Origin of the sequence: Paraburkholderia sp. GAS333 (genome assembly GCF_050435665.1) — a bacterium.
GTDB classification, from domain to species: domain Bacteria; phylum Pseudomonadota; class Gammaproteobacteria; order Burkholderiales; family Burkholderiaceae; genus Paraburkholderia; species Paraburkholderia fungorum_A.
The window spans coordinates 303,141-325,221 of record NZ_JBNDKS010000002.1; the positions used below are offsets into that span (position 1 = coordinate 303,141).

The window sequence follows — 22,081 nt, forward strand, 5'->3', positions numbered from 1 at the left end:
TTTCCAAACTCGCCCCCATTTTAGTGAGGCGGTTCTGTTTTCAGGCACAATACAGGTTTAACCGCCCGGCGGCCGCGGGCGGATTTCACGCCGTGACAGGCGCTGCATTGCGCCGGCGGGGAGCCACGGCTGCATGCTGGAACGCTTACCTGGCAAGGCGCGCAGGCCGTCATATCAACGAAGGAACTCTATGCAACTGGTCAAGACCGAACGCGATAACCTCCTCAGGCCGCTGCAAACTGTGAGCGGCATCGTCGAACGCCGCCATACGTTGCCGATCCTCGCCAATTTGCTGATTACCAAGAACGGCCCTGATGTGTCGTTCCTGTCGACCGACCTCGAGTTGCAGATCACCACGCGTGCCGATTTCGGCGTGGGCGCTGAAACGGTCGCGACCACGGTGGCAGCACGCAAGCTCCTCGACATTCTGCGCGCCATGCCCGACGGGCAGGTCACGCTCACGCTGAACGACAAGCGTTTGACCGTGCAATCCGGCAAGAGCCGTTTTGCGCTGCAAACCCTCGCAGCAGACGAATTCCCGACCGTCGCGCAAGCCAAAGACTACGGCGCGAGCCTCGTGGCTCCGCAAAAGACATTCCGCCAGTTACTCGGCATGGTCCATTTTTCGATGGCCCAGCAGGACATTCGCTACTACCTGAACGGCATGCTGCTGGTGGTAGACGGCGACCAGCTGATGGCGGTCGCGACAGACGGCCACCGTCTGGCGTTTTCGTCGATGAAGATTGAAGGCTCGTTCCCGCGTCAGGAAGTCATCATTCCGCGTAAGACGATCCTGGAATTGCAGCGTCTGCTCGAAGATATCGACGACACGCTGAAAATCGACATCGCGCAAACGCAGGTGAAGTTCACATTCGGCCAGGTCGAACTGGTGTCGAAGCTGGTCGAGGGCAAGTTCCCCGACTTCCAGCGCGTGATTCCGAAGTCGCACAAGAACCAGTTCCTGATTGGCCGCGAAGAACTGCAGCGCTCGCTGCAACGCGCGGCAATTTTGACGTCGGACAAATTCAAGGGCGTGCGCTGCATCATCGAGCCGGGCCAGTTGAAGATCATGTCGACCAACGCCGACCAGGAAGAGGCGCAGGAAGAACTGGAAATCGCTTACACCGGCGACAGCGTCGATATCGGGTTCAACGTCACGTATCTGCTCGACGTGCTCGCGAACCTGAAGGTCGACATGTTGCAAGTGAGCCTCGGCGACGCCAGCTCCAGCGCGCTGATCACGATTCCCGAGAACGACGAATTCAAATACGTTGTGATGCCGATGCGCATCTAACGCGTCCAATACCGAGAACACACCAAGGGGCGCAGCGCCCCTTTGGCGTTTTTATGGTGTTTTGAAAAGTCCCGAGCAGCAACCAAGCAGCAACGCAGAACCGGAAAAAATCCATGACTGAAACGAACAATACGCAACCCGACAACAGCTACGGCGCCTCGTCCATTCAGATCCTCGAAGGTCTGGAGGCTGTGCGCAAGCGGCCGGGGATGTACATCGGGGATACATCGGATGGCACCGGTTTGCACCACCTCGTGTTCGAAGTGCTCGACAACTCGATCGACGAAGCACTGGCAGGCCATTGCAACGACATCCAGGTGATCATTCACGCGGACAATTCCATCTCGATCACCGACAACGGCCGAGGTGTGCCGACCGGCCTGAAGATGGACGACAAGCACGACCCGAAGCGCAGCGCCGCTGAAATCGTGATGACCGAGTTGCACGCCGGCGGCAAGTTCGACCAGAACAGCTACAAGGTGTCCGGCGGTCTGCACGGTGTGGGCGTGTCGTGCGTGAATGCGCTGTCCGCGTGGCTGCGTTTGACCATTCGCCGCGACGGCAAGAAGCACTTCATGGAGTTCCACCGTGGCGTGCCGCAAAACCGCGTGATCGAAGAGATCGACGGCGTGGCTGTTTCGCCGATCCAGATCACCGGCGACACTGAAAATCGCGGCACCGAAGTGCACTTCCTTGCCGACGAAACCATTTTCGGCAACATCGAATATCACTACGACATTCTGGCCAAGCGCATTCGCGAGCTGTCGTTCCTGAATAACGGCGTGCGCATCAAGCTGACCGACCAGCGCACCGGCAAGGAAGAAGATTTCGCGTTCGTGGGCGGCGTGAAGGGCTTTGTTGAGTACATCAACAAGAACAAGTCTGTGCTGCACCCGAACATTTTCCACATCAGCGGCGAGAAAGACGGCGTGGGCGTGGAAGTGGCCATGCAGTGGAACGACAGCTACAACGAAAACGTGCTGTGCTTCACGAACAATATTCCGCAGCGCGACGGCGGCACCCACCTGACCGGGTTGCGGGCGGCGATGACGCGCGTGTTGAACAAGTACATCAACGATCACGAAGTTGCCAAGAAGGCGAAGGTCGAGACGTCCGGTGACGATATGCGCGAAGGGTTGTCGTGCGTGCTGTCGGTGAAGGTGCCGGAGCCGAAATTCAGCGCGCAGACGAAGGACAAACTGGTGTCGTCGGAAGTGCGTGCGCCGGTGGAAGACGTGGTCGCGAAGGCACTCGAAGAATTCCTGCTGGAAACGCCGAACGACGCGAAGATCATTTGCAGCAAGATCGTCGATGCAGCGCGCGCGCGCGACGCGGCTCGAAAGGCGCGGGAAATGACGCGTCGGAAGGGCGTGCTCGACGGCGTTGGCTTGCCGGGTAAGCTGGCGGATTGCCAGGAGAAAGATCCGGCGAAGTCCGAAATTTATATCGTCGAGGGTGACTCGGCAGGCGGCTCGGCGAAGCAGGGGCGCGACCGGAAGTTTCAGGCGATTTTGCCGCTGCGCGGCAAGGTGCTGAACGTCGAGAAAGCGCGTTATGACAAGCTGCTTTCTTCGGAGCAGATCGTCACGCTGATTACGGCTTTGGGTTGTGGCATCGGCAAGGAAGACTACAACCTCGAGAAGCTGCGTTATCACCGCATCATCATCATGACCGATGCTGACGTCGACGGCGCGCACATCCGCACGCTGCTGCTGACGTTCTTCTATCGTCAGATGCCGGAGATGATCGAGCGTGGGTATATCTATATCGCGCAACCGCCGCTGTTCAAGATCAAGGCAGGTAAGGACGAGCGGTATCTGAAGGATGAGGCTGAAGTTAATGCGCACATTCTGAAGCTCGCGCTGCAGGGTTCGGAACTGGTTTCGTCCGATGGCGCTACGCCGATTACCGGCGATGCATTGGGCGAGCTGGCTCGGGCTTATTTGCTGGCTCAAGGCGTTGTTAACCGGTTGAGCCGGTTGTATGACGCTGGGGCGCTTGAGGCAGTGATGGATGGGGTTGTGATCGACCTTTCTAGCGAAGCTGCGGCTGAAACGTCGGCGATTGCCCTGGAAGCGAAGCTGCGCGACGATCCGTTGAAGCCTGAAGTCAAGGTCACGACGATGTACGACCCGGTGCGTGAATTGCGCTCGCTGCGTGTTGCGCGGACTCATCACGGTAATCAGAAAATCTCGGTGCTGGATCAGGATTTCCAACTCACTGCTGATTATCAACAGCTGATCAATACCGCTAATACGTTTAAGGGCTTGATTCAGACTGGCGCCGTTATTAAACGTGGTGAGCGGAGTATGGCTGTCACCGACTTCAAGAGTGCGATGAAGTGGCTGCTGGCTGATGCTGAGCGCAATGTCTCGAAGCAGCGCTATAAGGGCTTGGGTGAGATGAACCCCGGTCAGCTTTGGGAGACGACGATGGATCCGACCGTGCGTCGCTTGCTTCGTGTGCAGATCGAGGATGCTATTGCGGCTGATGGCATCTTTACGACGCTCATGGGGGATGATGTGGAGCCGCGGCGGGCTTTCATTGAGTCGAATGCTTTGAGGGCGGGGAATATTGATGTTTGAGGCTGTTTGTAGGTAGACGCATAACCTGAGAAAAACGGACCCATAAACTGAGAAATTTATGGGGCGCGGGGCCCTGATAGCCCAGTTTGATTGCGCCGCAGAGCTGTGATGACCAAAGCCCAGGAGGCCTGTAAGCCCGGATACTTACAGGCTTTCCTTGATTTCTGGTCAGGATTTTGGCCGAGGAGCGACGGAAACACACAAGGGCTCGAGCACATCCGAGGGGCATCGAAATGCTGGACTAGTGCTTCTATCACGCGGTGACTGTGAGCAAATCACTCGACTCCAGGACAGTCAGGTCTTCGACCCGGATATTTTGTTGTCACGGCTTGCATCGATAAGTACGATGTCTTCTCTATCCTGAAGCTTGAGGTCGCGGAGAATGCCCGTGATTTTCACCAGCTCGGTATCCGAAAAATACAAAATAACCTTGATAGAACGGTCTGTTTGACTTGCCTTCGCATAGACTTGGACCTGTTTCTCAAGGTTGCGCCTTAGGCTTGAATTGTTCGCCAACTTGAATTCAACAAGGCTAGCGTTTCGCTTTCCCTTCGAGACCTTGTAATCCACCGGACCGCGACCATTGTTGACCTCGGCGTTTACGTCGAACATCGTTGCGTACCAAGTCAGGCGAAACATGGTGTGAAGGTCGCTCTCGCGCTTGACGGGCGTACCGCTCACATAGAAGACCCGATAGCCGTCGTTGTCTTCAATGACATGTTTCAGGTACTTTACTCGCTGCAGAGCTTCCTCGTATGAGTCTCCCTTCTCGTAAAACTCTGTGCCGACCAAGTGTTTCAGAACCAACTCGCGAATGTTGTCCACGAACTGCGTGTGGGTTTCTTGAACCTTCTTGCTGCTGACGACATGCGCTTCTGACGCATTCTCCTCCTTCCATTTAATGTAATGGTCAATCAGCATAGTGAACTGCTTAATAGTTCGCAGGGCTGCGGCTTTCCGTTCATCCTGCGTTGAACGTTCGTTGATTTGCCTCAGGAAGTGGTCATTGACCTGAGCGCGGAGATGCTCGTCCGGCAATGATTGTCGGAGCTGAAAGAACTGACTCAGCATGTCCCCCTGGTTAATCCATGCTTCGTCGCGGGTCAGAATCTCACATGGCGTGAGGATGACGTAGTCGCCGGCATGCCATGGCAGCACGAAGTGTCCAGACTGCCAGCGTCTTGTCTCGTAGTTAAAGTTGACCCGCTCGACATGAACTTGCTTTAACTGGTTCGAGTGCAGATGCTTCTTTGCAAAATCCTCGGTGTACTTGAGCAGGTAACCCTTGATGAGATTCGTCGTGAAATCGCTCAAATGGTCTCGCCCAACACCACCGCTGAGCAGGCCGAGTTTTTCCAAATGTGAGCTCTTCGTCAAGGTCTCCGTCCCAAAATCGCGAAATACCCTTTGAAAGTTCCGCGCAAGCACCTGAGCAAACTGTTTCCCAAGCCCAGTACCACTATTCCCTTGCCGGCTGAATCCAAGCCAATTTTGCTTGACCTCCCGGAAGAAAAGCCACTGGGATATGGCACCCTCGGTCAATTCATTCGCCTGAGCCCGGTCACGCACAAATACGAGGTACTTAATGATGTCGTCGTGTAAGGCCCGGAATTCCGGGCGCTTACTATCGAACAGGAGAAACGGGTCGACGAAAAGCGGCAGGTCGTTAACCAGCGTAATATTGAAAGCACCACGGGCATAGAGAACATCGGGCTCGACATTGAATACATCCGAGAAATAAATCACCTGCCACGCCTCCTTATTTTCTTTGCTGTGTACATAGCCGCACACCCGTAGGCTGGCTTGTGCGATTGCGCTGCCTCGCTATATCTCGCCCCCGAACATCGCCCGCTCTAACGCTTCATGTTCACGCCTCCACCCCGGCATTATTTGGGTAACTAGATTCCAGAAGAGCCGGGTGTGGTTTTTCTCAATGGTGTGGCATAGCTCGTGAACAATGACGTAGTCCTGCACGCTGCCGGCCAGCTCCATCACTCTGGGGTGGAACTGCAAGACGTTCGCAGCATCGCAGCTCGCCCATCGGCTTTGAAAATGCCGGATGAAGGCCCCTGCACCTTTCAGCCCTGTTTCGCGCTCCCAATGACGGACCTTTGGCAGCAGTTTTTCTTCCGCGCGCTCGCGGTAAAAGCTCTCCAACAGAGGCACCAAAGCATCGGACGTGATTGCGCTGCCCGAAGGGGACTCCACCACGAAGCGTGACGCGGTAAATGCCAGCCGTGGCGTCGCCAAAGCAGGCATGTGACGGACCTCCGTGAAGTAGCTGCGTCCACAATACCTGAGCCGGCTGCCGGTCACGATGACGTTTTCGAGCTGCGGCTTGTTCACCAGCGCCAATTTTTCGCGTATCCATCGGGCGCGCCGTCGCACCAGCGCCTCTTGCTCTGGTATATCCACCCACGGTCCGCGCAACAACACAGGGCGGCCACGCTCGACCGTCACATAGTGGCGCTTCAGCCCCGCGTCTGGCCGAAACTGCCACTCGATGGTGGTCTCTCCATAATGCAAGCGCGGCATAGCTCAGTTCTTCAGCAAAATGGTCAGCAGGTGACTGGCGTGGTCTCGCGCTACGGCGCGCTGCCAGCCTGCCAGCGGCACTAGCAAGCTGCTGATGCGCCTCTTGATTTCAGGGTGCAAGTCGGGCATGGCCTTCCAGTGGCCAGATGCCATGGTATGGCTGAGTTCCTCATCCTCGAACAGCTTTGTCGTCACGCCCCGGGCCATGTCGCTCGACAGATGGGACTCTAGGTAGTGGAATGCCGCCGAATGAGCCGGGCTGGAAAACCCGGTGTTGTCTTTCTCCTTGATGCGCTGACCGAACAGGTCCAATTGCTCCAGAAACTTCGCCTGGGTGATGCGGCCAGCCTTCTCCTCTTCAAGCAGTTTTTCCAACTCCTCCGCCAACTTGTCGAAGAACACAGGGTCCTTGTCGCGGCCCGTCTCGATAGTGTGTTTCAATTGGTTCTTCATCACCAGCGCCCGACTGCCGGGGCTGGCTAGCCTCTTGAGCCGGTCCATGTCCGAGGCGTCAAGAATTGACACCTCTTTGCCAAGCAGGCTCTTGGCTGGGCTGGCGCTAATGTGTTCATCCAGCAACTGCTGCAGGAGCACGGATTCGAGTTTGGTAATTCGTTCCCGATATGCCGTACCTGGCAATTTGTCCCGCAACATCAGACGGATTTCAGCAAACAGCGTGAAATACGGTTTGAACTCCACGCCACGCACGTCGGGCAGAATGATGTCGATGCTGCGGTTGAACTGTTTAACCAGCTCCAGAAAGTCTTCCACCTTATCCAACCGGGCTGCCGGGTCGAGGAACGTTTCAGCATCGGCCTTGTAGTCCTCACGCTGGCTGACCGGGTCATGCTTGCGCGGTAAAAGTTTGAGAATCCGTTCGAGAGTCGCTTGCAGCTTGGGCAGCTCGCTTTCCACGCCTTCCCATACCTGAGCAGGCTTGACGTCGCCGCCGTAGATTTTGAGAGCATGGTCCAAGTGTTCCACCACACCGTGGTAGTCCACAATGTAGCCTGCGTTCTTGCCTGCCAAGGTCCGGTTAACGCGTGCTATGGCTTGCAGCAGGGTGTGTTCTTTGAGCGGCTTGTCTAGGTACATAGTGCCGACAATCGGTGCATCCCAGCCAGTGAGCAGCATGTCGGACACGATGATGAGCCCGACATTGTTGGCATGTACCTTTCCGTCCTTGCCCTTTACTTCATCGCCATAGGGCAGCGGAAACAGCTTGCTGACGAAGTTGGCAATCTGCTCGGTCGGCATGGCGACCGGCACCTTGCCGGCCTTGATTTCCTCGCGCACGCGCTCTTCGATGGTGCGGACCTTGTCGGCGCTAACTCCCTTCTCGGCAGCGGCCTCTTTTTCTGACGCACCGGTGCGCGAAGCCGTGATATTGGCCAGCGACACCACCACTCGACTCTCGAAGGTGGGCAACCCTTGCTCGCCACGCTCCTTCATGATTGCGTCGAGCTGGTCTTTGTAGCGTACGGCCATCTCGCGGCCGTCGCACACAAGCATGCCCTTGAGGCCCTTAGCCTGCACGTTGGTCAGAAAGTGCTCAACAAGATGGTGAGCCACTTTTTCCATGCGGTCGCCGGCCTGTCGCCAGCGGGTGAGCAGTGCCTTCTTCAATGCATGCTGCCGCGCCTCGGGCTCGCTAATGAATTGCCCTTTGAACGCTTGGTCGAGGCCGACATCGGGCGCCAGCGCCACCCAGGCGTCCTGATACTTGATGGGCAACGTGGCTCCATCGGCCACGGCCTCATGCAGCCGATACTCGTCGATATATTCACCGCCGCCAAATTCGGCAAGGGTATGTTTGTCGTCGTTCTGCAAAGGCGTACCGGTAAACGCAATGAACTTGGCCTTTGGCAGACTGGCGCGCATAAAGGCGGCCAGAAAGTCGTACTGGCTACGATGCGCTTCGTCCACCAACACATAGAAGTTGGGTTTGGTGCTCAGCACGCGGAAGTTCACCTTCTCGCGGTGGACTTCTTCCCACTTGGGCGAAAACAGCGCTCCGTCTGCATCGTACTGGCCGAAATTAACATTGCGCTCTTCGACCATGAAGAAGTTCTTGCCGTCACGCAGACGCCGGTGGCGCGTCGCTTGGATGGTGTCATCCTCATCCTCAGAAGGTTCGGCCGAAGCCTCCGTGTCAGCGTCTGTCTCGTCCTTCTCCTGAAATTTTTGGACCGTGCTCGTGAACACGCTGCCGTAATCATTCGACAGCATCTTGACCAAACCATCAACGGACACGGCCTGGATGGCCTTGATGCCCACAGCGTGGAAAGTGTCGAAGATTTGCTTGTCGAGGTCGCGCCGGTCGGTCAGCACCAGCACCGTCGGGTTGTCCAAGCCAGTGCTATCGGCGCGCAACAGGCGAGCAAGCAGTGCCATGGTGAGCGACTTGCCGCTGCCTTGGGTATGCCACACGACACCGCCGAGTGGCTTTGGTGCAGTCAGCCGCTGCACCGTCTTACGCACGGCTCGCCACTGCTGGTAACGTGGCAGCTTCTTGACCGTCTTGCCATCGCGGGTTTCGAACAGCACGTAATGGGTAATGAGCTCCAGAAAGCGCGCGGGCTCGAACAACGCCCACAGCAACTCATCTTGTTCGCTCGGCTCATTCCCCAACAAAGCCGTCACCTCGGCACGCTCAGCGTCTTGCAGCCGGTAGTGCGCGTAAAAAGCCGGTGGCGTGAAGATGGCACCATACAAGCCTTGCCGCCCGTTCAACCCCACGCTGACCTGATTGAAAACAAACTGGGATGGAAACGTGGCCCGGTAACCGTCCAGTTGCGCGAGAGCTTCGTCCAGCCGGTGGTGGCTGGCCTTGCATTCGATGATGGCCATGGGCAGGCCGTTGACGAACAGCAGCAGGTCGGGGCGGAACACATCGCCGTCGGCATTGTGGCCCACGTACTGGTCCACTACGTGGAAGTCGTTGTTGGCCGCCGTACTGGCGTCAAAGAAACGCACGCTGCGCGGCTTGCCTTCGGTATCCTTGACCTGGATATCGGAGCGGTGCACCACCTGCTCCCAGAACGCCTTGTTGGCGGGTAACAGGTCGTCGTTGACCCGTTTGCGCAGCTCGATGAGGACCGCGTCCACACCACCGGGCGCGCTTGCCAGCCATGGGTTCAGCGCCAGCAACCGGGGCTTGAGAATGTTTTCCATCACCGGAGCGAGATGGCGGTGTTTGACCACGACCTGGCTGCCGGGCAATTGGCTGTAGCCCAGCTTGACCAGCCAGTCGATGGCTGGAATTTCCACCCCTGTCTTCTCTGCGTTGCCCATTTCCGCTTTCCTTTTTGTTCTTATGGTGCTGTGCGCTCAGGCTGCCAGCGGCTCAGCGCCTTCCAGCTTGACGCGCCATTCGCCGGTTAGCAGCTTTTGCATCAGGCCGCGCTTGAGAGTCTGAAATTCCCTCTGCTTGGTAGTGAGGTTGTTCAGTTTTTTCGACACGCAGTCAAGGACTTCAACAATCCTTGCCTGCTCTTCGAGCGGAGGAACCTTCATGCGCAACTGAGCCAAGTCGTCGTAATAGATTCGAATTCGCACCCCACCATCACCAGAGCGCCCTACAAATCTCTGCCATTCATCCGAACGCCTGAAGTGGTCGAGGTAGGAGTACATTAACTCACCGGGCTTCGTTGCAAAAACAACATAGTCAGGGCTCACCATGACAGCGTGGTCACGAAGATTACGAGCAATAGACCCGATGTTGATACGCATCGGGTTATAGGCGAATGCGTTCGACTCAACGACTCGGCATCGGTCGGTTGTAGCTCCCTTTACCCGTTCTCTCATCGGAATCAGACCTTGGTCTTTCAGGACGCCGCACAGCAACGCATCGTCGAGAATGCCTGCGTTTCGTGCTCGAGTTTCCTGCGAAATCGACGCGAGTGGCTGTACTTCCCACCCCACCGGAATCTCCCCTAGCTCGCTATCCTTGAACTCAGCATGCGGCACCCATCGCCCATCGGCATCTTGGGTACCAACACCCCGGTTGAACAGCGTCTGCATCAACCCGCGCTTGAGGGTCTGGGTCGCCTCAATCTGGCGGGCAATCAAGTTCAGCTTGTCGTCCACGGCGGTGAGGATAGCGGCGATTTTGTTTTGTTCGGGGAGCGGCGGAAATACGACGACCTCCTTGTGCGCGACGTTTCTGTTTAGTGTCGGCACTCCGGTTCCAGTCGAGAATTTCGCAAGACCAACTTCATCTAGCTTGTAATAAACGAACTTTGGCAGGTTGCCCTTGAAATTCTTCACATACAGTGAGGTATTCAGTGGCCAGTATCTGTTTTCCGTGTAGAACAACTTCCCAATCGTTCCTGAGCGTCCAGTAATGACGCCGGGTCCGTCAGCCACACTCGCGTTATGAGAGCCCAGCAATCCATTGGAGCCAAAGATAGGGACTTCGCCATGAACACGGTCTTGCAGGGGCAGGTCCACACCCCGCTGTAACTCTAAGAAATTCAACAGTTCACCGCATTGCCATCCAGTAGGAGTTTCCAACTCCGTCCTCCTAACTACCTCTTCGACTTGCATGTAGCTCATTCTTATTCAATCTCCAGCAGCCCCAATTCGGCCAGATAGCCATTCAACCGCAAATCAATCTGCGCCCCTTCGTTTGCCAGCGCCGCAAGCTGCGCCAAGGTTGCAGCCACGTCAACTGTCTCTTCGGTTTCACCGTTGTCGATGTAACGGCTAATGTTGAGGTTTCCATCGTTCTTGCGGATTTCATCCAACGCCACCAAGCGACAGTAGTTCTCCACCTCGGTCTGGTGCTCAAACGCAGCGCTGTGTGCGGCCACGATACGGGTGATGTCTTCACGGCGCAACGTGTTCTGCGCCTTGCCTTCAAGGTAATCTCGGCTGGCGTCGATGATAATGACCTTATCCTTGAGGGTTGACGGTTTGCGCTTGTTCAGCACCAACACGCAGGCGGGAATCGTAGTGTTGTAGAACAGCGCCGAAGGCAGACCGATGATGGCTTCAATCAAATCACCCGGCTGACTACCGCTGGCGGCGTCGGTACCGAACAGCAGGCCTTCACGAATCTTGCCCTCCTCGCCGCTGCGAAATAGGACGCCGTGCGGCAGAATAACGCCCATGCGGCCTTCTGCCTTCAGGCTGGCGAGCATGTGCTGGGTGAAAGCCAAATCAGCATAGCCTCGCGGAGGAATGCCGTAGCTAAAGCGGCCATAGGGGTCACTGACCTGCTTGTAGTTGGGTGCCTTGGACTTCTTCTCACCCTCCTGCTCGGCTTCGGCGGCGAGTTCCAGCGGCGCCCACCACGTCTTGGCCGAGAACGGCGGGTTGGCAATCACCCGGTCGAAGGTCTTCAGGTAATCGCCATCCAAGTGCCTAGGTTCGACCAGCGTATCGCCGCGCTCAATCTCCGCCCGCATGTTGTGCAGGTACAGGTTGAGCTTGGCGATGGCCCAGGTTCCCAGGTTCTTTTCCTGACCATAGAGCAGCACATTGGGCTTGCCCATGAGGGTGCCACCCGGCAGCTCGGCGATATGGTGGGCGCTCTCCACCAGCATGCCGCCGCTGCCGCACGTAGGGTCGTACACGCTCATGCCCGGCTGCGGGTCGAGCAACTCGACGACCAGCTGCACCACGCCCTTGGGCGTGTAGAACTCGCCGCCCTTCTTGCCCGCGTCATCGGCGAACTGCTTGATGAGATACTCGTAGGCGTCACCCAGCATGTCGGCCTTGTAAAGGTCGTCATTGCCCAGCTTGTACAGGTTGAAGTGGCGCAGCAGACGTTGCAGCGTATGGTCGGACAATACGCGCTTGTCGCCGTACTGCGTCGCAGTCAACACATGTTGCAGGTCGGTGCCTTTTACGCCGGCTTCGATGTCGTGAAAGGCCTTGTCAAGCGCCTCGCCAATGTTCTCGGTACGTGTGATGAGCCAGCCCCAGCGTGCAGTTAACGGGAAGGCGCCCTGGTCCTCACAGACTTCGGCGTCGGCCTCTGCCTGACTCAAACCTTCATCGGCCATCAACTGGTTGACGCGCTCTTCGAACACGTCGTTGAAACGCTTGAGGAACAAGAGCCCGAAGATGTAGTTCTTGAAGTCGGACGAGTCGATAGAGCCGCGCAGAATGTTGGCAGATTCCCAGAGCCAACTCTCCAGAGCTTCGAGGGTAAGTTGATTAGCCATGTCGATATTTCGAGTCTAGTTAAGGTGTTTCGTTGGCACTCAAAGCCGCGAAGTTATTGTCGGGCCAACGCCGAGAGGAGATGTTCACGATTTCGCTCTCAATGTTCGTAATCTGGTCTTCGAGTTCGCAGAGCCGGTCATAGTCCTGCCGAATTTCGACATAAGCCTGTTCGGAGGGTATCGGCACAGAAACCGTCCCTAACAGTGTCGCGGGACTGATATGCTGAACACCAGCGCCGACCTGAAGTCCGGTTAGTTGAGCTTGGCCGTGAGGCGAACGCAGGTACATGAGTAAGACTTCGGGCGACAGATTTTTGTCTCCCAAACTGGGACGTAAGCGTAGTGCGAGACAACTCTGCGACAGAATGATTGGTTGGCGCTGCGCAGACGTCCCCATCAACGCAACCCTTCCGACCGAGCCCTTAATGGTAATGACGATGTCGCCGGACTGTACCAAAGTCGACGTCTTCGGCGCCGATTTCAGATAGACGGCTTTCTCAATATCCTGATTAATTGGCCGCCATTGGCGCATATCAGGCAATCCGACCTCTGTGATTTCATAAGGGGTAGGTTCTTTCGTTGATGCTGGAGGTCTGACTGCTTCGCAGATGTCACCAAGCTTGACGGCAGCATCTCTTAAATCCGCGATGCGCTGTAAGTAGCGTGACGGCGCGAAACTGAATTCGTTCTCTTCAATTTCGTCGTAGCTTACTTGGCGAGCTTTATCCGATTCGAGCAAGCCAAGTGCAATTTCTCGGCCGGCCGACACAATGTCACCGGCCTCAACAAGTGCGCGTCGACCGTGCCCGAGGTCGGCCATGTAAACAGTGTCTTTAGCGGCATCGTTGCTTATCACGGTAATAGCACCTGCGATACCAGTAGACCCAAACACACCTGGCGGCAGTGTGACAATCGCTTTTACCCGACTGTCTTTTCCATCCCGATGAAGCAGAGTCTCTCGCAAACGTTGCTCTTGGCCTTTGTTAAAAAGGACACCCTGAGGGGTCAGGAAAACAGCTCGCTTGTCGATTCGGCTAGCAAACTCAGACAAGGCCCAAGACTCAACGCGAGCGTATTGCTCGTGGGTACGCGTTTCCGTGATGTTCCATGTCAACGCATGGTGGTCCCGAATCCGCATACCGACTGGCGGTACGATAAGCGCATAGTCTGCTCGCAGCATCAGCCGACCAACCTCATCTCGGTCGACTTCGGTACGGACGCGCGAAGGGCGGCACTGCCCAGTCTCAATTATCAGCAAAAGTTGTCGGCTAACTTGCGAGACGGTTAGCGGAGAGGCTGAAAGCACGCGCCATCCACGACGTAATGCCTCTACGGTCAGTTGTCCCTTGCCGTCGAATGGAATCAAAACCTCACTGTCTGCCGGCGCATCGACCATATCCATTAATAACGCAGCCAACTCCGGCACTACAGTCCCATCTGCCGCATCTCTGCGGCTACCGGCGTCAGTGATGCATGGCAAAACGTCCCAAGGATGTCGACCCAGCTCCATCGCCAATTCGGAGACGATAGCTGCCGCAGCATCCCGTCGTCCTCCATTAACAGTAACGGCTTGCGACTGTTGCGTCGCAATTGCGTCGTAGAGTTCCTTCGGGAAGTCCGCGCTCAATAACAAGCGCCATGCATTCATCTCGGCAAGCTGGTCAATCGTTGAGATGCCATTGACTTGTTCTGTAACGACCATCCGGCCGGCGGCGAGCCAAGTCAGCGCAAAGAGCTGCGCATCGTAGATTCCGCCAAGTCGCGCCAGGTTGGTCAGTTTCCAGTAAGCCCGGGCAGCGGGTGATTCGATTTGTTCCATGGTGTCTTCTTAATTGTGACGATGCCCCATCGTGATGACTGTCTGGTCGTCAGCGCTAACCACGACGTACACTCCGGCGAGAGCTTCTACCTGTTTCGTGCGACCCACCGCCCGGCGGAGAGAGTCAAGCGCATCCGCAGTCATCAGATAACGGATGCCTCCGCGCCCGTCGAACTCGCGCTGGCCATAAGCCAGTAGTAGTGGTAGCGCGACCTTGTCAATTCCTCGCTGTTGTGCGCGCTTGTCTGCGTGTCGAGACATCGCTGCACGACGGTCACATGCAGATTCAAACCCAAGATTGTTATCGCTCATCACGACCTCATCTTTGCCATGAATATAATCGTAGCACGCTACGAAATATATTGGAAGGGCTTTCTCGCTCGCGTCCCAAACGTAATTTGGGCAGGAAACGGGACCACATCGCATTCGTTTCGCGCCGTACTGGCCGCGGCGTATTGCTCAGCCGCGCAAAGCGCCATGCCGTATGGCCGGTATTCGACGAGTATCGTGGCCAGCTTGCATCCCGCAAGCTCAAGGAGGTAGATGATGCCTACCGTGAGTTGGCGTCCATGCTCGATGGCGACAAGTCGCTAATCCCGTCTTACAGGGCCATTGTCATCGATGAGACGCAGGACTTCGGCAGGCAATAAAACTTTTGCGGGCGATGATTCCCGCAGGCGCGAATGACCTGTTCTTTGTCGGTGACTGTCACCAACGGATTTATAGTCGTCACCGGGCGGCGATGCGCAAATGCGGCATCGACATCCGCGGACGCTCCAGGAAGCTCTACATCAACTATCGGACCACCGACGAAATCCGCCGTAAGGCAGTTGCTCTGCTCGAAGGTGTCGAGGTTGATGACCTCGATGACGGACAGGACGAGTCGAGCCGTTATCGCTCGCTTACACATAGGCCGGCTCCGGTCCAGGTCGAGGTGAGCGGCTTGGAAAAGGCTGGCGAGAAAGTCTAGGAGTTCTTGCTTCAGTGGCCGAAGACAGCGGATGGTCAGCCTCCTCCAAGTTTTTGTGTGGTTGCGTCCAGTGAGAAAAATCGTGACACCTTGGAGCTGCTGCTGCAGAAGGCCGGCAAAAGGACGGTGTCGATTAGTGCGCAGAGCAATCACACGGAAAAACAAGGCGTGGTGCATATGGGGACGATGCACCAGGCGAAGGGACTTGAGTTCGACTATGTCACCGTCGTAGCACCGAGTTCATATGTCGGAAAGCAGACCGAAGAAAGCAACCGCCGGCAATTGCTTTACGTGGCACTGACGCGTGCGAAGCGTGGGGCGATTCTGGTGTTGTGCTGATTTTCGAACAGGAGTGCGGGGTAACGAAATCCGAGTTGTTCGCATCAGGCCAATAAAATTCAGTGCTATGGACGGCTGTCGACCCGCCGCTCAGTCCGACTGGCGGTGCCGACAGACCAGCCATCTCCACGCGCGCAATATGGCTGGTCTTGCCGCTTTAATGCCAGCAATGTCCGCTAGGATTGGCAAATTGCGGCTTCGAGGCAACGCTTCTACTCTTGGTTCACGCCTCTTCGACCTCTTCGTCGTCTTCGGTTGCAGCCACAATGGTCGAGTTACCTTCGGTCTGTTGTATCGGTTTGCCCATCGCGTTGCCTATCAGCGACAGCAATGCCTGTTTGCGATTGGCATAGAAGCCGTGGAAATCGTCACTTCGGAGCAGCCGCGGCTCGATGGCATGCGTTTTCAGGATGTCGTCCATTGCGTCGTCGTCAATTTTCACCTGGTCATGCTTTTGCAGCTTGCTGAGGTAGACCGAAGGCGCCACGCCACCAATCATGCGATTGGCCTTGTAGGACAGCGGTGTCTTATTGACCACCGTGTTGTACTGTTTTCTGCTGATGCCCTGCTTCTCACACCAGTCTTGCGGAAAAATATGGTGGATGTCCAGCGCCACATCCTCAGTGTCTAATTCGGATATGGTGCCTTTCCAGAATAGGTCAGCTGCGCGTCCACGGAGCAACAGCACGTTGAGACCCTTGTAGGCAGCGCTCAGGCGTGATGTCAACGACCATCGCCTACGACGAGGTAGTCAAGGACGTGGCCTCGCATCTGAAGGTCGCGTTCGACAAAAAAGACGACCTCCTCGTTATCGAGGACAGCATCCTCCGCAAAATTCTCCGTGACTCATTCGAGAAGATGTCTGCTGAGGAACGGGCTGCGGTGTTGAAAGAACTCAATGTGTCTGACCTTTCGATGCTAAAGCCCGCAGCGGGCGCCGCCCTTATCGCCGCCGGCCGCCTGGGTGGGTTCGCTACCTACAAGCTCTCGCTGATTGTGGCCAATGCAGTATCGAAGGCGTTGCTTGGTCGGGGACTTCCTCTTGCCGTGAATGCAACGCTCGCACGCACCATCGGCGCACTGCTCGGTCCCATTGGCTGGGTCGTGACTGGCGTATGGACGTTGGCAGACATGGCCAGTCCGGCCTATCGGGTCACTGTGCCATGTGTCATTCAACTGGCCTACATGCGCCAGAAGGCCATCGTTGAGGTTCATACAAAAGCGTGTCCGTCCTGCGGCGCGCGGAATGAACGCATTTCCCGGTTTTGCGCCGAGTGCGGACAAGCATTTCAAGGAGCGTGAGATGTTTCCTGGCCCGATGGAATATCTTAAGTCACACGCAATCGCTTTTGTTGCGGGCGCCGTGACTGTCCTAGTCGCAAGTGCGTACGTCAGGGTCGCAAAAAGGTGGAACGTTAATGGCAACGGCAACTGAACTGCTTCGCGCCGCGTGATAATTGGCGGACTGGCGGGAACAGCTTAGATGAAGTTAAAGAGTGTGGGGGATTCGAAGAAGGAGTCACGATGTGGAAAGAATCCTCGTATAGTCTCCTCGCACTCATTCTATAAGGTCCGCGTACGTTGCGCTGACCTTATTTCTTCGGTCAGGCGGCTTGCGCCGCCTGTGCCACCCTTGGTCGCACCGCGCTCCAACCCGTTGTCGCCGAGGATGAAGAAGAAACGTTTGCTTCCGTCGTTCGTGCGCCCCTTTACCACGGCAACGTCTAGAACGCGCCCGTTCGAATGGCGTTTGATATCGAACACACCTCGTGATGCGCGAAGAACTGCGTCGCCGACCCGCCAAGCAGGGCGGCGGTGCAGTGCCGCAAAGGGTTTCACTACGCCATCACCCGATTGCTGGATGACAGCCATTGCCCTTATTTTGAGCCCCGTCGGCCGAACACAGGACGACTATGGTCCCAGAGGTAATCCTCCAATGTTTGGAGCACGATAGGGCGCACCTGATTGCAATTACGAACTGTCCAGTACTCAAGCACTATTTGTGTCTGCCGGAGCGACTCCGGCACCCAGCGCGTCAGATGGAGTGCATACGTCCCTTCGAATCCAAATCCGAAATGCTGCAGCAGCCTGCTCGCGAAGTCTCTCGAACTTCCGACATAAAGAGTGACGCCATCATCCGTAACTTCATTCTTGCGACTGAGTTTGTACGAGCGGACTGAACTTTCCGGGAATACTGCGTGAAATTTCCCGGGTACATCGGTCTGGAAGCGGTATACAACGAAATCTCCCTTGGCTGGGAGGCTCAATTCGCCCAATCGGCAACGCAGCTCTTCGGCATTCGAGAATTCCGACAACGAGCATGCAAATCGCTGGACCGGGGATAAAGCAAGCGTTGTCGCTTCTTCTGCAACGCGCGCCATCATCTTTCCAGCCTCTATAGCCAGCGAGTCGCCGTCGAAACTTTCCGCCGCCAATGGCGTCGCTGGCGGCTTTGTTGGCACATGTGTGTCGGATTCGCTGAGCCCCGTCGTTTCAGTGAACGAGAACCTACGACGACTTACGTCATACGCACCGCAACCCAGATACTCCAAGGTGGGAACCAGATAGCAAGCCAAGTTTGGACTTTTCCGCGATAGCAACCAGTCACCCATGCTACCGGCCGGGGGGTCGTCAAAACTGGTTCCAACCAAAACGGGGCTCGGTCTTGGCAGAAACTCTGCTCGGAGCGCATGAATTGTCTCCGAGGGTACCCATCCGGAAATCTGGAACCCCTCTCCGTAGAATAGTTCGATTCCCGTTTCTATGTTTCCCGAGAATTCAAACTGCCCTCTACCACTCGCGGTATTCAGTCGCGTCCGGTCTGTCCTATTTTCCAATTTGAGCTGTCCAATAACGTTTTCTAAAATCCCCGAGCCGTTTGAGGAAGCGCTGCGGTACTGGGAACCTCAACGTTCCCAATATTCATGTCACGCCCACACCACCATCAATAACGACCAATTTTTTGGTTTCTTTACTTAGTTTATGTACCCATCCTTTTCTTTGCGTTGTCGAGCAGTTCAATCACTCCAGACGCACCACCTGATATACCTAAACCTTTGTCCGGTGGTATCCAGTACTCGCGTGGATTAATTCGAATGACACGTGGCCCGTGACATTCACTGAAGCGCCTCACGGTCGGCAACGCCCGGCCAGCGCCAATCTCGACAACAACGAGTCGCTTTACGGACTTAAGCCACTTTGAAAGGCGACTCTTCTGCCTTTCCGCATTCCCGTCCACCCAGTTCCAGTCTCCGAACATCAAGATGTTCGGCCGGGCGAGCCCATTGCAGTATGGGCACATAGGCATCTCATTCTCAAGTAGACAACTCGCCTCGTCGACGATGGGAGAAAAATCATCCGCTGGCCAGGTTTCATCAGTGCAAGCGTCGACACACTGCAACCGGTGGATAGTTCCATGGCACTCCACGATGCGTTCGGCATCAAATCCTGCTTTCTGAAACTGACCGTCGACGTTGCTCGTGAACACGAAGGCACCTTGCTTCATCACCGACGCCCACGCACAAAGAATGCCAAAGCCGGCATGAGGCACTGTCGCGCGATAAAGCGCCAAGCGGTGCCCATAGAATCCCCAGCTCAAGCTAGGATTGCTCGCAAAGCCCGATGGATTGGCCATGTCCTCGAATGAATATCCGTAGTGGCGCAGGGCGGGGTAAGTACGCCAGAATCCATCGGCACCCCGAAAATCAGGTAGTCCAGAATCCACACCCATGCCTGCGCCTGCAGTGACGAGCAGACCATCCGCGTCGCAAATCCAGCGGGCCGCTTGCCTGATTGCAGCGTCGTTATCCATACGTGTCCCCGATTACGTTGCTTGAACTTCAAAGTGTGCGTTTCAATTGTCGGCGCCTAGCGCTGACGTGGCATTTTCATCGCGAATCTGCCGCTAGGAGATGCAAACGCGATGGGTTCAGACTCGCTAGGTGAGCGTATCCACCCGGCTTCTCTTTCGGTCTGCGGTAATTCTATCGGGGGTTAGGGACATTATTTGTCCCCAATCGCATGCACCATTCTTTCCAGCCACAGGAGAGACCCATGATTGCAGACACGAAAATCACCATCGCTGTTTCCGCCCGAGCGCTTTTCGACTTTGAGTCGGAGAACGAGGTGTTTCGGGAGGCCGACCCGTCGGCTTACTGTGCGCTACAGGCGTCGCAACTGGATGTCCCTGCAAGCCCCGGCGTGGCCTTCCACTTCGTGCGCAAGCTCCTGGCCTTAAATGCCAACGGGAGTAACGACGTCGAGGTTGCCATCCTGTCGCGTAACGACCCTGTGACAGGCCTGCGGGTGTTTGCGTCAACTAGACATCATGAACTGGCGATTAGCCGAGCCATTTTCACCAGCGGGGCGCGACCGCACGCTTACCTTGCACCGCTTGAGGCGAACTTGTTTCTTTCCGCTCATGCGTCGGACGTCAAGGAAGCGATGACAGCCGGCTTTCCCGCCGCCTGTGTGTACCCGGTTTCTGGTTTGGAAGCCGCCCCCGACGACGAGCAGTTGCGCATCGCATTCGACGGAGACTCCGTTCTCTTCAGTGATGAAGCCGAGCGCGTTTTTAGGCTGCGACAGCTCGAGGAGTTCAACGACCACGAAGCGCGTTATGCGCGCTCGCCGCTGTCTCCTGGTCCACTGACGCCATTCCTCCTTGCGTTGTCCGCGCTCCGGAACCAGCGCGGGTCGAGAGTGCGTACGGCGCTGGTTACAGCTCGTAGTGCGCCGGCGCACGAAAGGGCGATCCGCACGCTCATGTCCTGGGGTGTCGCAATTGATGAGGCCATGTTTCTTGGTGGTAAGAATAAGACGCGTTTTCTCGCAGAATTCAGGCCGGACATCTTCTTCGACGACCACGTACCAAACTGCGAGTCAGCCTCCAAACTCGTAGCAACGGGGCACGTCCCGCACGGTATCAATAACGAAACACGGCTAGTTCTCCATTAAGCGACCGCGATGAATCGAGAACTCGAGAAGACGCTAGTCACGAGCTATCCGGCTATCTATCGTTCGCTGGAACCCCGCTATTCAGGCGCGTGCCGATTCGAATGTGATGATGGGTGGTACCGCGTAATTGACGAACTGTCCTACAAGCTTGAAGTCATGGCGCAGACGTCGGAACTGCTCGTCATCGAAGTTTGGGCGAGGCTAGGCAGCCTGCGCCTTCTTATCCGAGGCGACGTCACGGATAGGGTAGGTGGCTGGGTTGCCGAGGCGACACTGCTGAGTCAGAGAAGTTGCGAGCGATGCGGCCGCGCTGCGATGTTGCACAGACGCCCGGATGGCCGTATCCGCACGTTATGCCCGGCATGCGCAACTGCGATGAGCTACGTCATCGAATGACTTGTCAACGACAACTTCCGCTGTCTCTAACCTACCATGTGATACGCAATGCCACAGCTACTGGAACCTATTGACGCAATCGCGCGAAAATTGAATCGGGATGTGCTTTACCTTGAGTTCCTCATGGCACAGCGGCCTCACCGCGTGGACTATCGGAGTCTGGATTCGCGCTTGCAAATCGTGCGATGGTTTGGGAGCGAAGGCATCGAATGGCGGGAGTGCGGACAGGTCGCGTCCGAAACCGTGATTCGCTCCTATACCGGCGAGATATTCATCAATGTGCCATTCAGCGAGGCCGACGACGGTTATCGCAAGGTACAGGCTTTCCTCGAGTTTCCTGACGGGTCTATGCGCTATGAAGACGTCAGGTTCTACGTGGTCTCGCTGGAGCTAGCGATGAAAAATGCTCATCACGATGAGCCCGGCTTCTGGGGCCGCTGGGCGGACAATTTCTAAGTAGCAGGACAATACGCCGGAGGCGTTGTGAATACTATTTATCTTCGTGATGGTTCATTGAGAATTGTTGGTCGTATCCAGACCGGAGGCCAGGGGAAGCAATACGCCTACGTGGGCGGCAGAATGGTCGGTATCTACAATCCTCAACTAGATAAGACATTCGATTCCCATCTTAGGGTGTATGGGAATGGCAATCAGCTGATGGCCCTGGTCCGCTTCGATGATGACGATTGAACCTCTCAAGACATGCCCTAATTGCGCCGACATTTAAATCTGACCGACAAATGCGACTACCCACCCGAGAAAGCTGGGAGCGAGACCGCCCCGGCGCGTTGTGGTTTTGTCTGGGCCATTTGCCCACAACACCGCCGATGTTCTACAAATATACATGGCAGATTTGGACGCCAGATTGCAACCTCGAGGGTCGTGAGTTCCTGCGCCGTGGCCCTCGCATGTCGACGAGTTACTTTATGGCGCGCTATCAGCAGATGCAAAACTCCAGACAGCCGGGATGGATATATCGCCACGACCGCCCACGAGAAGGGCCTGGAACGCCGT

General features: G+C 56.2%; 16 protein-coding genes and 1 pseudogene. 7 read left to right on the forward strand and 10 right to left on the reverse strand.

From position 1 onward, the window contains the following. Window positions 1-190 precede the first annotated feature (190 nt). Both dnaN and gyrB read left to right on the forward strand, forming a co-directional pair. Complete coding sequence (dnaN, locus tag ABH945_RS10570) at window positions 191-1,294, forward strand: DNA polymerase III subunit beta (protein ID WP_074762615.1); 1,104 nt, start codon at window positions 191-193, stop codon at window positions 1,292-1,294. Window positions 1,295-1,407: 113 nt separating this feature from the next. Then, window positions 1,408-3,879 carry a DNA topoisomerase (ATP-hydrolyzing) subunit B gene (gyrB, locus tag ABH945_RS10575; protein ID WP_074762616.1) on the forward strand — a complete coding sequence of 824 codons (2,472 nt, stop codon included), beginning with the start codon at window positions 1,408-1,410 and terminating at the stop codon, window positions 3,877-3,879. Window positions 3,880-4,173: 294 nt separating this feature from the next. Here gyrB and ABH945_RS10580 read toward each other — a convergent pair whose 3' ends face one another. The 6 genes from ABH945_RS10580 to ABH945_RS10605 all read right to left on the reverse strand — a co-directional run bounded on the left by ABH945_RS10580 (window position 4,174) and on the right by ABH945_RS10605 (window position 14,406). Beyond that, window positions 4,174-5,625: a hypothetical protein gene (locus ABH945_RS10580; protein ID WP_429250522.1), complete on the reverse strand. Its 1,452-nt coding sequence runs from the start codon at window positions 5,623-5,625 to the stop codon at window positions 4,174-4,176. A gap of 78 nt (window positions 5,626-5,703) precedes the next feature. Beyond that, window positions 5,704-6,414, reverse strand: a complete 711-nt coding sequence (locus ABH945_RS10585; RefSeq protein ID WP_429250523.1) for a SprT family zinc-dependent metalloprotease — start codon at window positions 6,412-6,414, stop codon at window positions 5,704-5,706. Window positions 6,415-6,417: 3 nt separating this feature from the next. After that, window positions 6,418-9,708 (reverse strand): type I restriction endonuclease subunit R, encoded by a 3,291-nt coding sequence (locus tag ABH945_RS10590; RefSeq protein ID WP_429250524.1) that lies wholly within the window; start codon window positions 9,706-9,708, stop codon window positions 6,418-6,420. Between the two features lie 36 nt (window positions 9,709-9,744). Then, window positions 9,745-10,929, reverse strand: coding sequence for a restriction endonuclease subunit S (locus ABH945_RS10595; protein WP_429250525.1), 1,185 nt, complete (start codon window positions 10,927-10,929; stop codon window positions 9,745-9,747). Window positions 10,930-10,973: 44 nt separating this feature from the next. Next, complete coding sequence (locus ABH945_RS10600; RefSeq protein WP_429250526.1) at window positions 10,974-12,587, reverse strand: N-6 DNA methylase; 1,614 nt, start codon at window positions 12,585-12,587, stop codon at window positions 10,974-10,976. A 19-nt stretch (window positions 12,588-12,606) separates the two neighbouring features. Then, window positions 12,607-14,406 (reverse strand): N-6 DNA methylase, encoded by a 1,800-nt coding sequence (locus ABH945_RS10605; protein WP_429250527.1) that lies wholly within the window; start codon window positions 14,404-14,406, stop codon window positions 12,607-12,609. A gap of 431 nt (window positions 14,407-14,837) precedes the next feature. On the opposite strand from ABH945_RS10605, the pseudogene ABH945_RS10610 reads away from it, so the two are divergent. Then, window positions 14,838-15,715, forward strand: a pseudogene (locus ABH945_RS10610) (3'-5' exonuclease); the annotation flags it as partial. A 223-nt stretch (window positions 15,716-15,938) separates the two neighbouring features. Here ABH945_RS10610 and ABH945_RS10615 read toward each other — a convergent pair. After that, window positions 15,939-16,442: a hypothetical protein gene (locus ABH945_RS10615; protein ID WP_429250528.1), complete on the reverse strand. Its 504-nt coding sequence runs from the start codon at window positions 16,440-16,442 to the stop codon at window positions 15,939-15,941. Here ABH945_RS10615 and ABH945_RS10620 point away from each other — a divergent pair. Then, window positions 16,436-17,017, forward strand: a complete 582-nt coding sequence (locus ABH945_RS10620) for a ubiquinol-cytochrome C chaperone family protein (protein ID WP_429250529.1) — start codon at window positions 16,436-16,438, stop codon at window positions 17,015-17,017. The genes ABH945_RS10615 and ABH945_RS10620 overlap by 7 nt on opposite strands. A gap of 261 nt (window positions 17,018-17,278) precedes the next feature. Here the strand turns inward: ABH945_RS10620 and ABH945_RS10625 are convergent, their stop codons facing one another. The 3 genes from ABH945_RS10625 to ABH945_RS10635 form a co-directional block, all read right to left on the reverse strand. Then, complete coding sequence (locus ABH945_RS10625; RefSeq protein ID WP_429250530.1) at window positions 17,279-17,587, reverse strand: hypothetical protein; 309 nt, start codon at window positions 17,585-17,587, stop codon at window positions 17,279-17,281. 5 nt (window positions 17,588-17,592) lie between these two features. Further along, entirely contained in the window at window positions 17,593-18,327 is a 735-nt protein-coding gene (locus ABH945_RS10630) for a hypothetical protein (protein WP_429250531.1), read from the reverse strand. A gap of 368 nt (window positions 18,328-18,695) precedes the next feature. Continuing rightward, a complete protein-coding gene (locus ABH945_RS10635) occupies window positions 18,696-19,526 on the reverse strand; it encodes an SIR2 family NAD-dependent protein deacylase (protein WP_429250532.1) in 831 nt (276 codons plus the stop codon). A 242-nt stretch (window positions 19,527-19,768) separates the two neighbouring features. On the opposite strand from ABH945_RS10635, the gene ABH945_RS10640 reads away from it, so the two are divergent. From ABH945_RS10640 to ABH945_RS10650, 3 genes are all read left to right on the forward strand, one after another. Then, entirely contained in the window at window positions 19,769-20,671 is a 903-nt protein-coding gene (locus tag ABH945_RS10640) for a 5'-nucleotidase (protein WP_429250533.1), read from the forward strand. Between the two features lie 444 nt (window positions 20,672-21,115). After that, entirely contained in the window at window positions 21,116-21,523 is a 408-nt protein-coding gene (locus ABH945_RS10645) for a hypothetical protein (RefSeq protein ID WP_429250534.1), read from the forward strand. Window positions 21,524-21,550: 27 nt separating this feature from the next. Beyond that, a complete protein-coding gene (locus tag ABH945_RS10650) occupies window positions 21,551-21,757 on the forward strand; it encodes a hypothetical protein (RefSeq protein WP_429250535.1) in 207 nt (68 codons plus the stop codon). Window positions 21,758-22,081 lie beyond the last annotated feature (324 nt).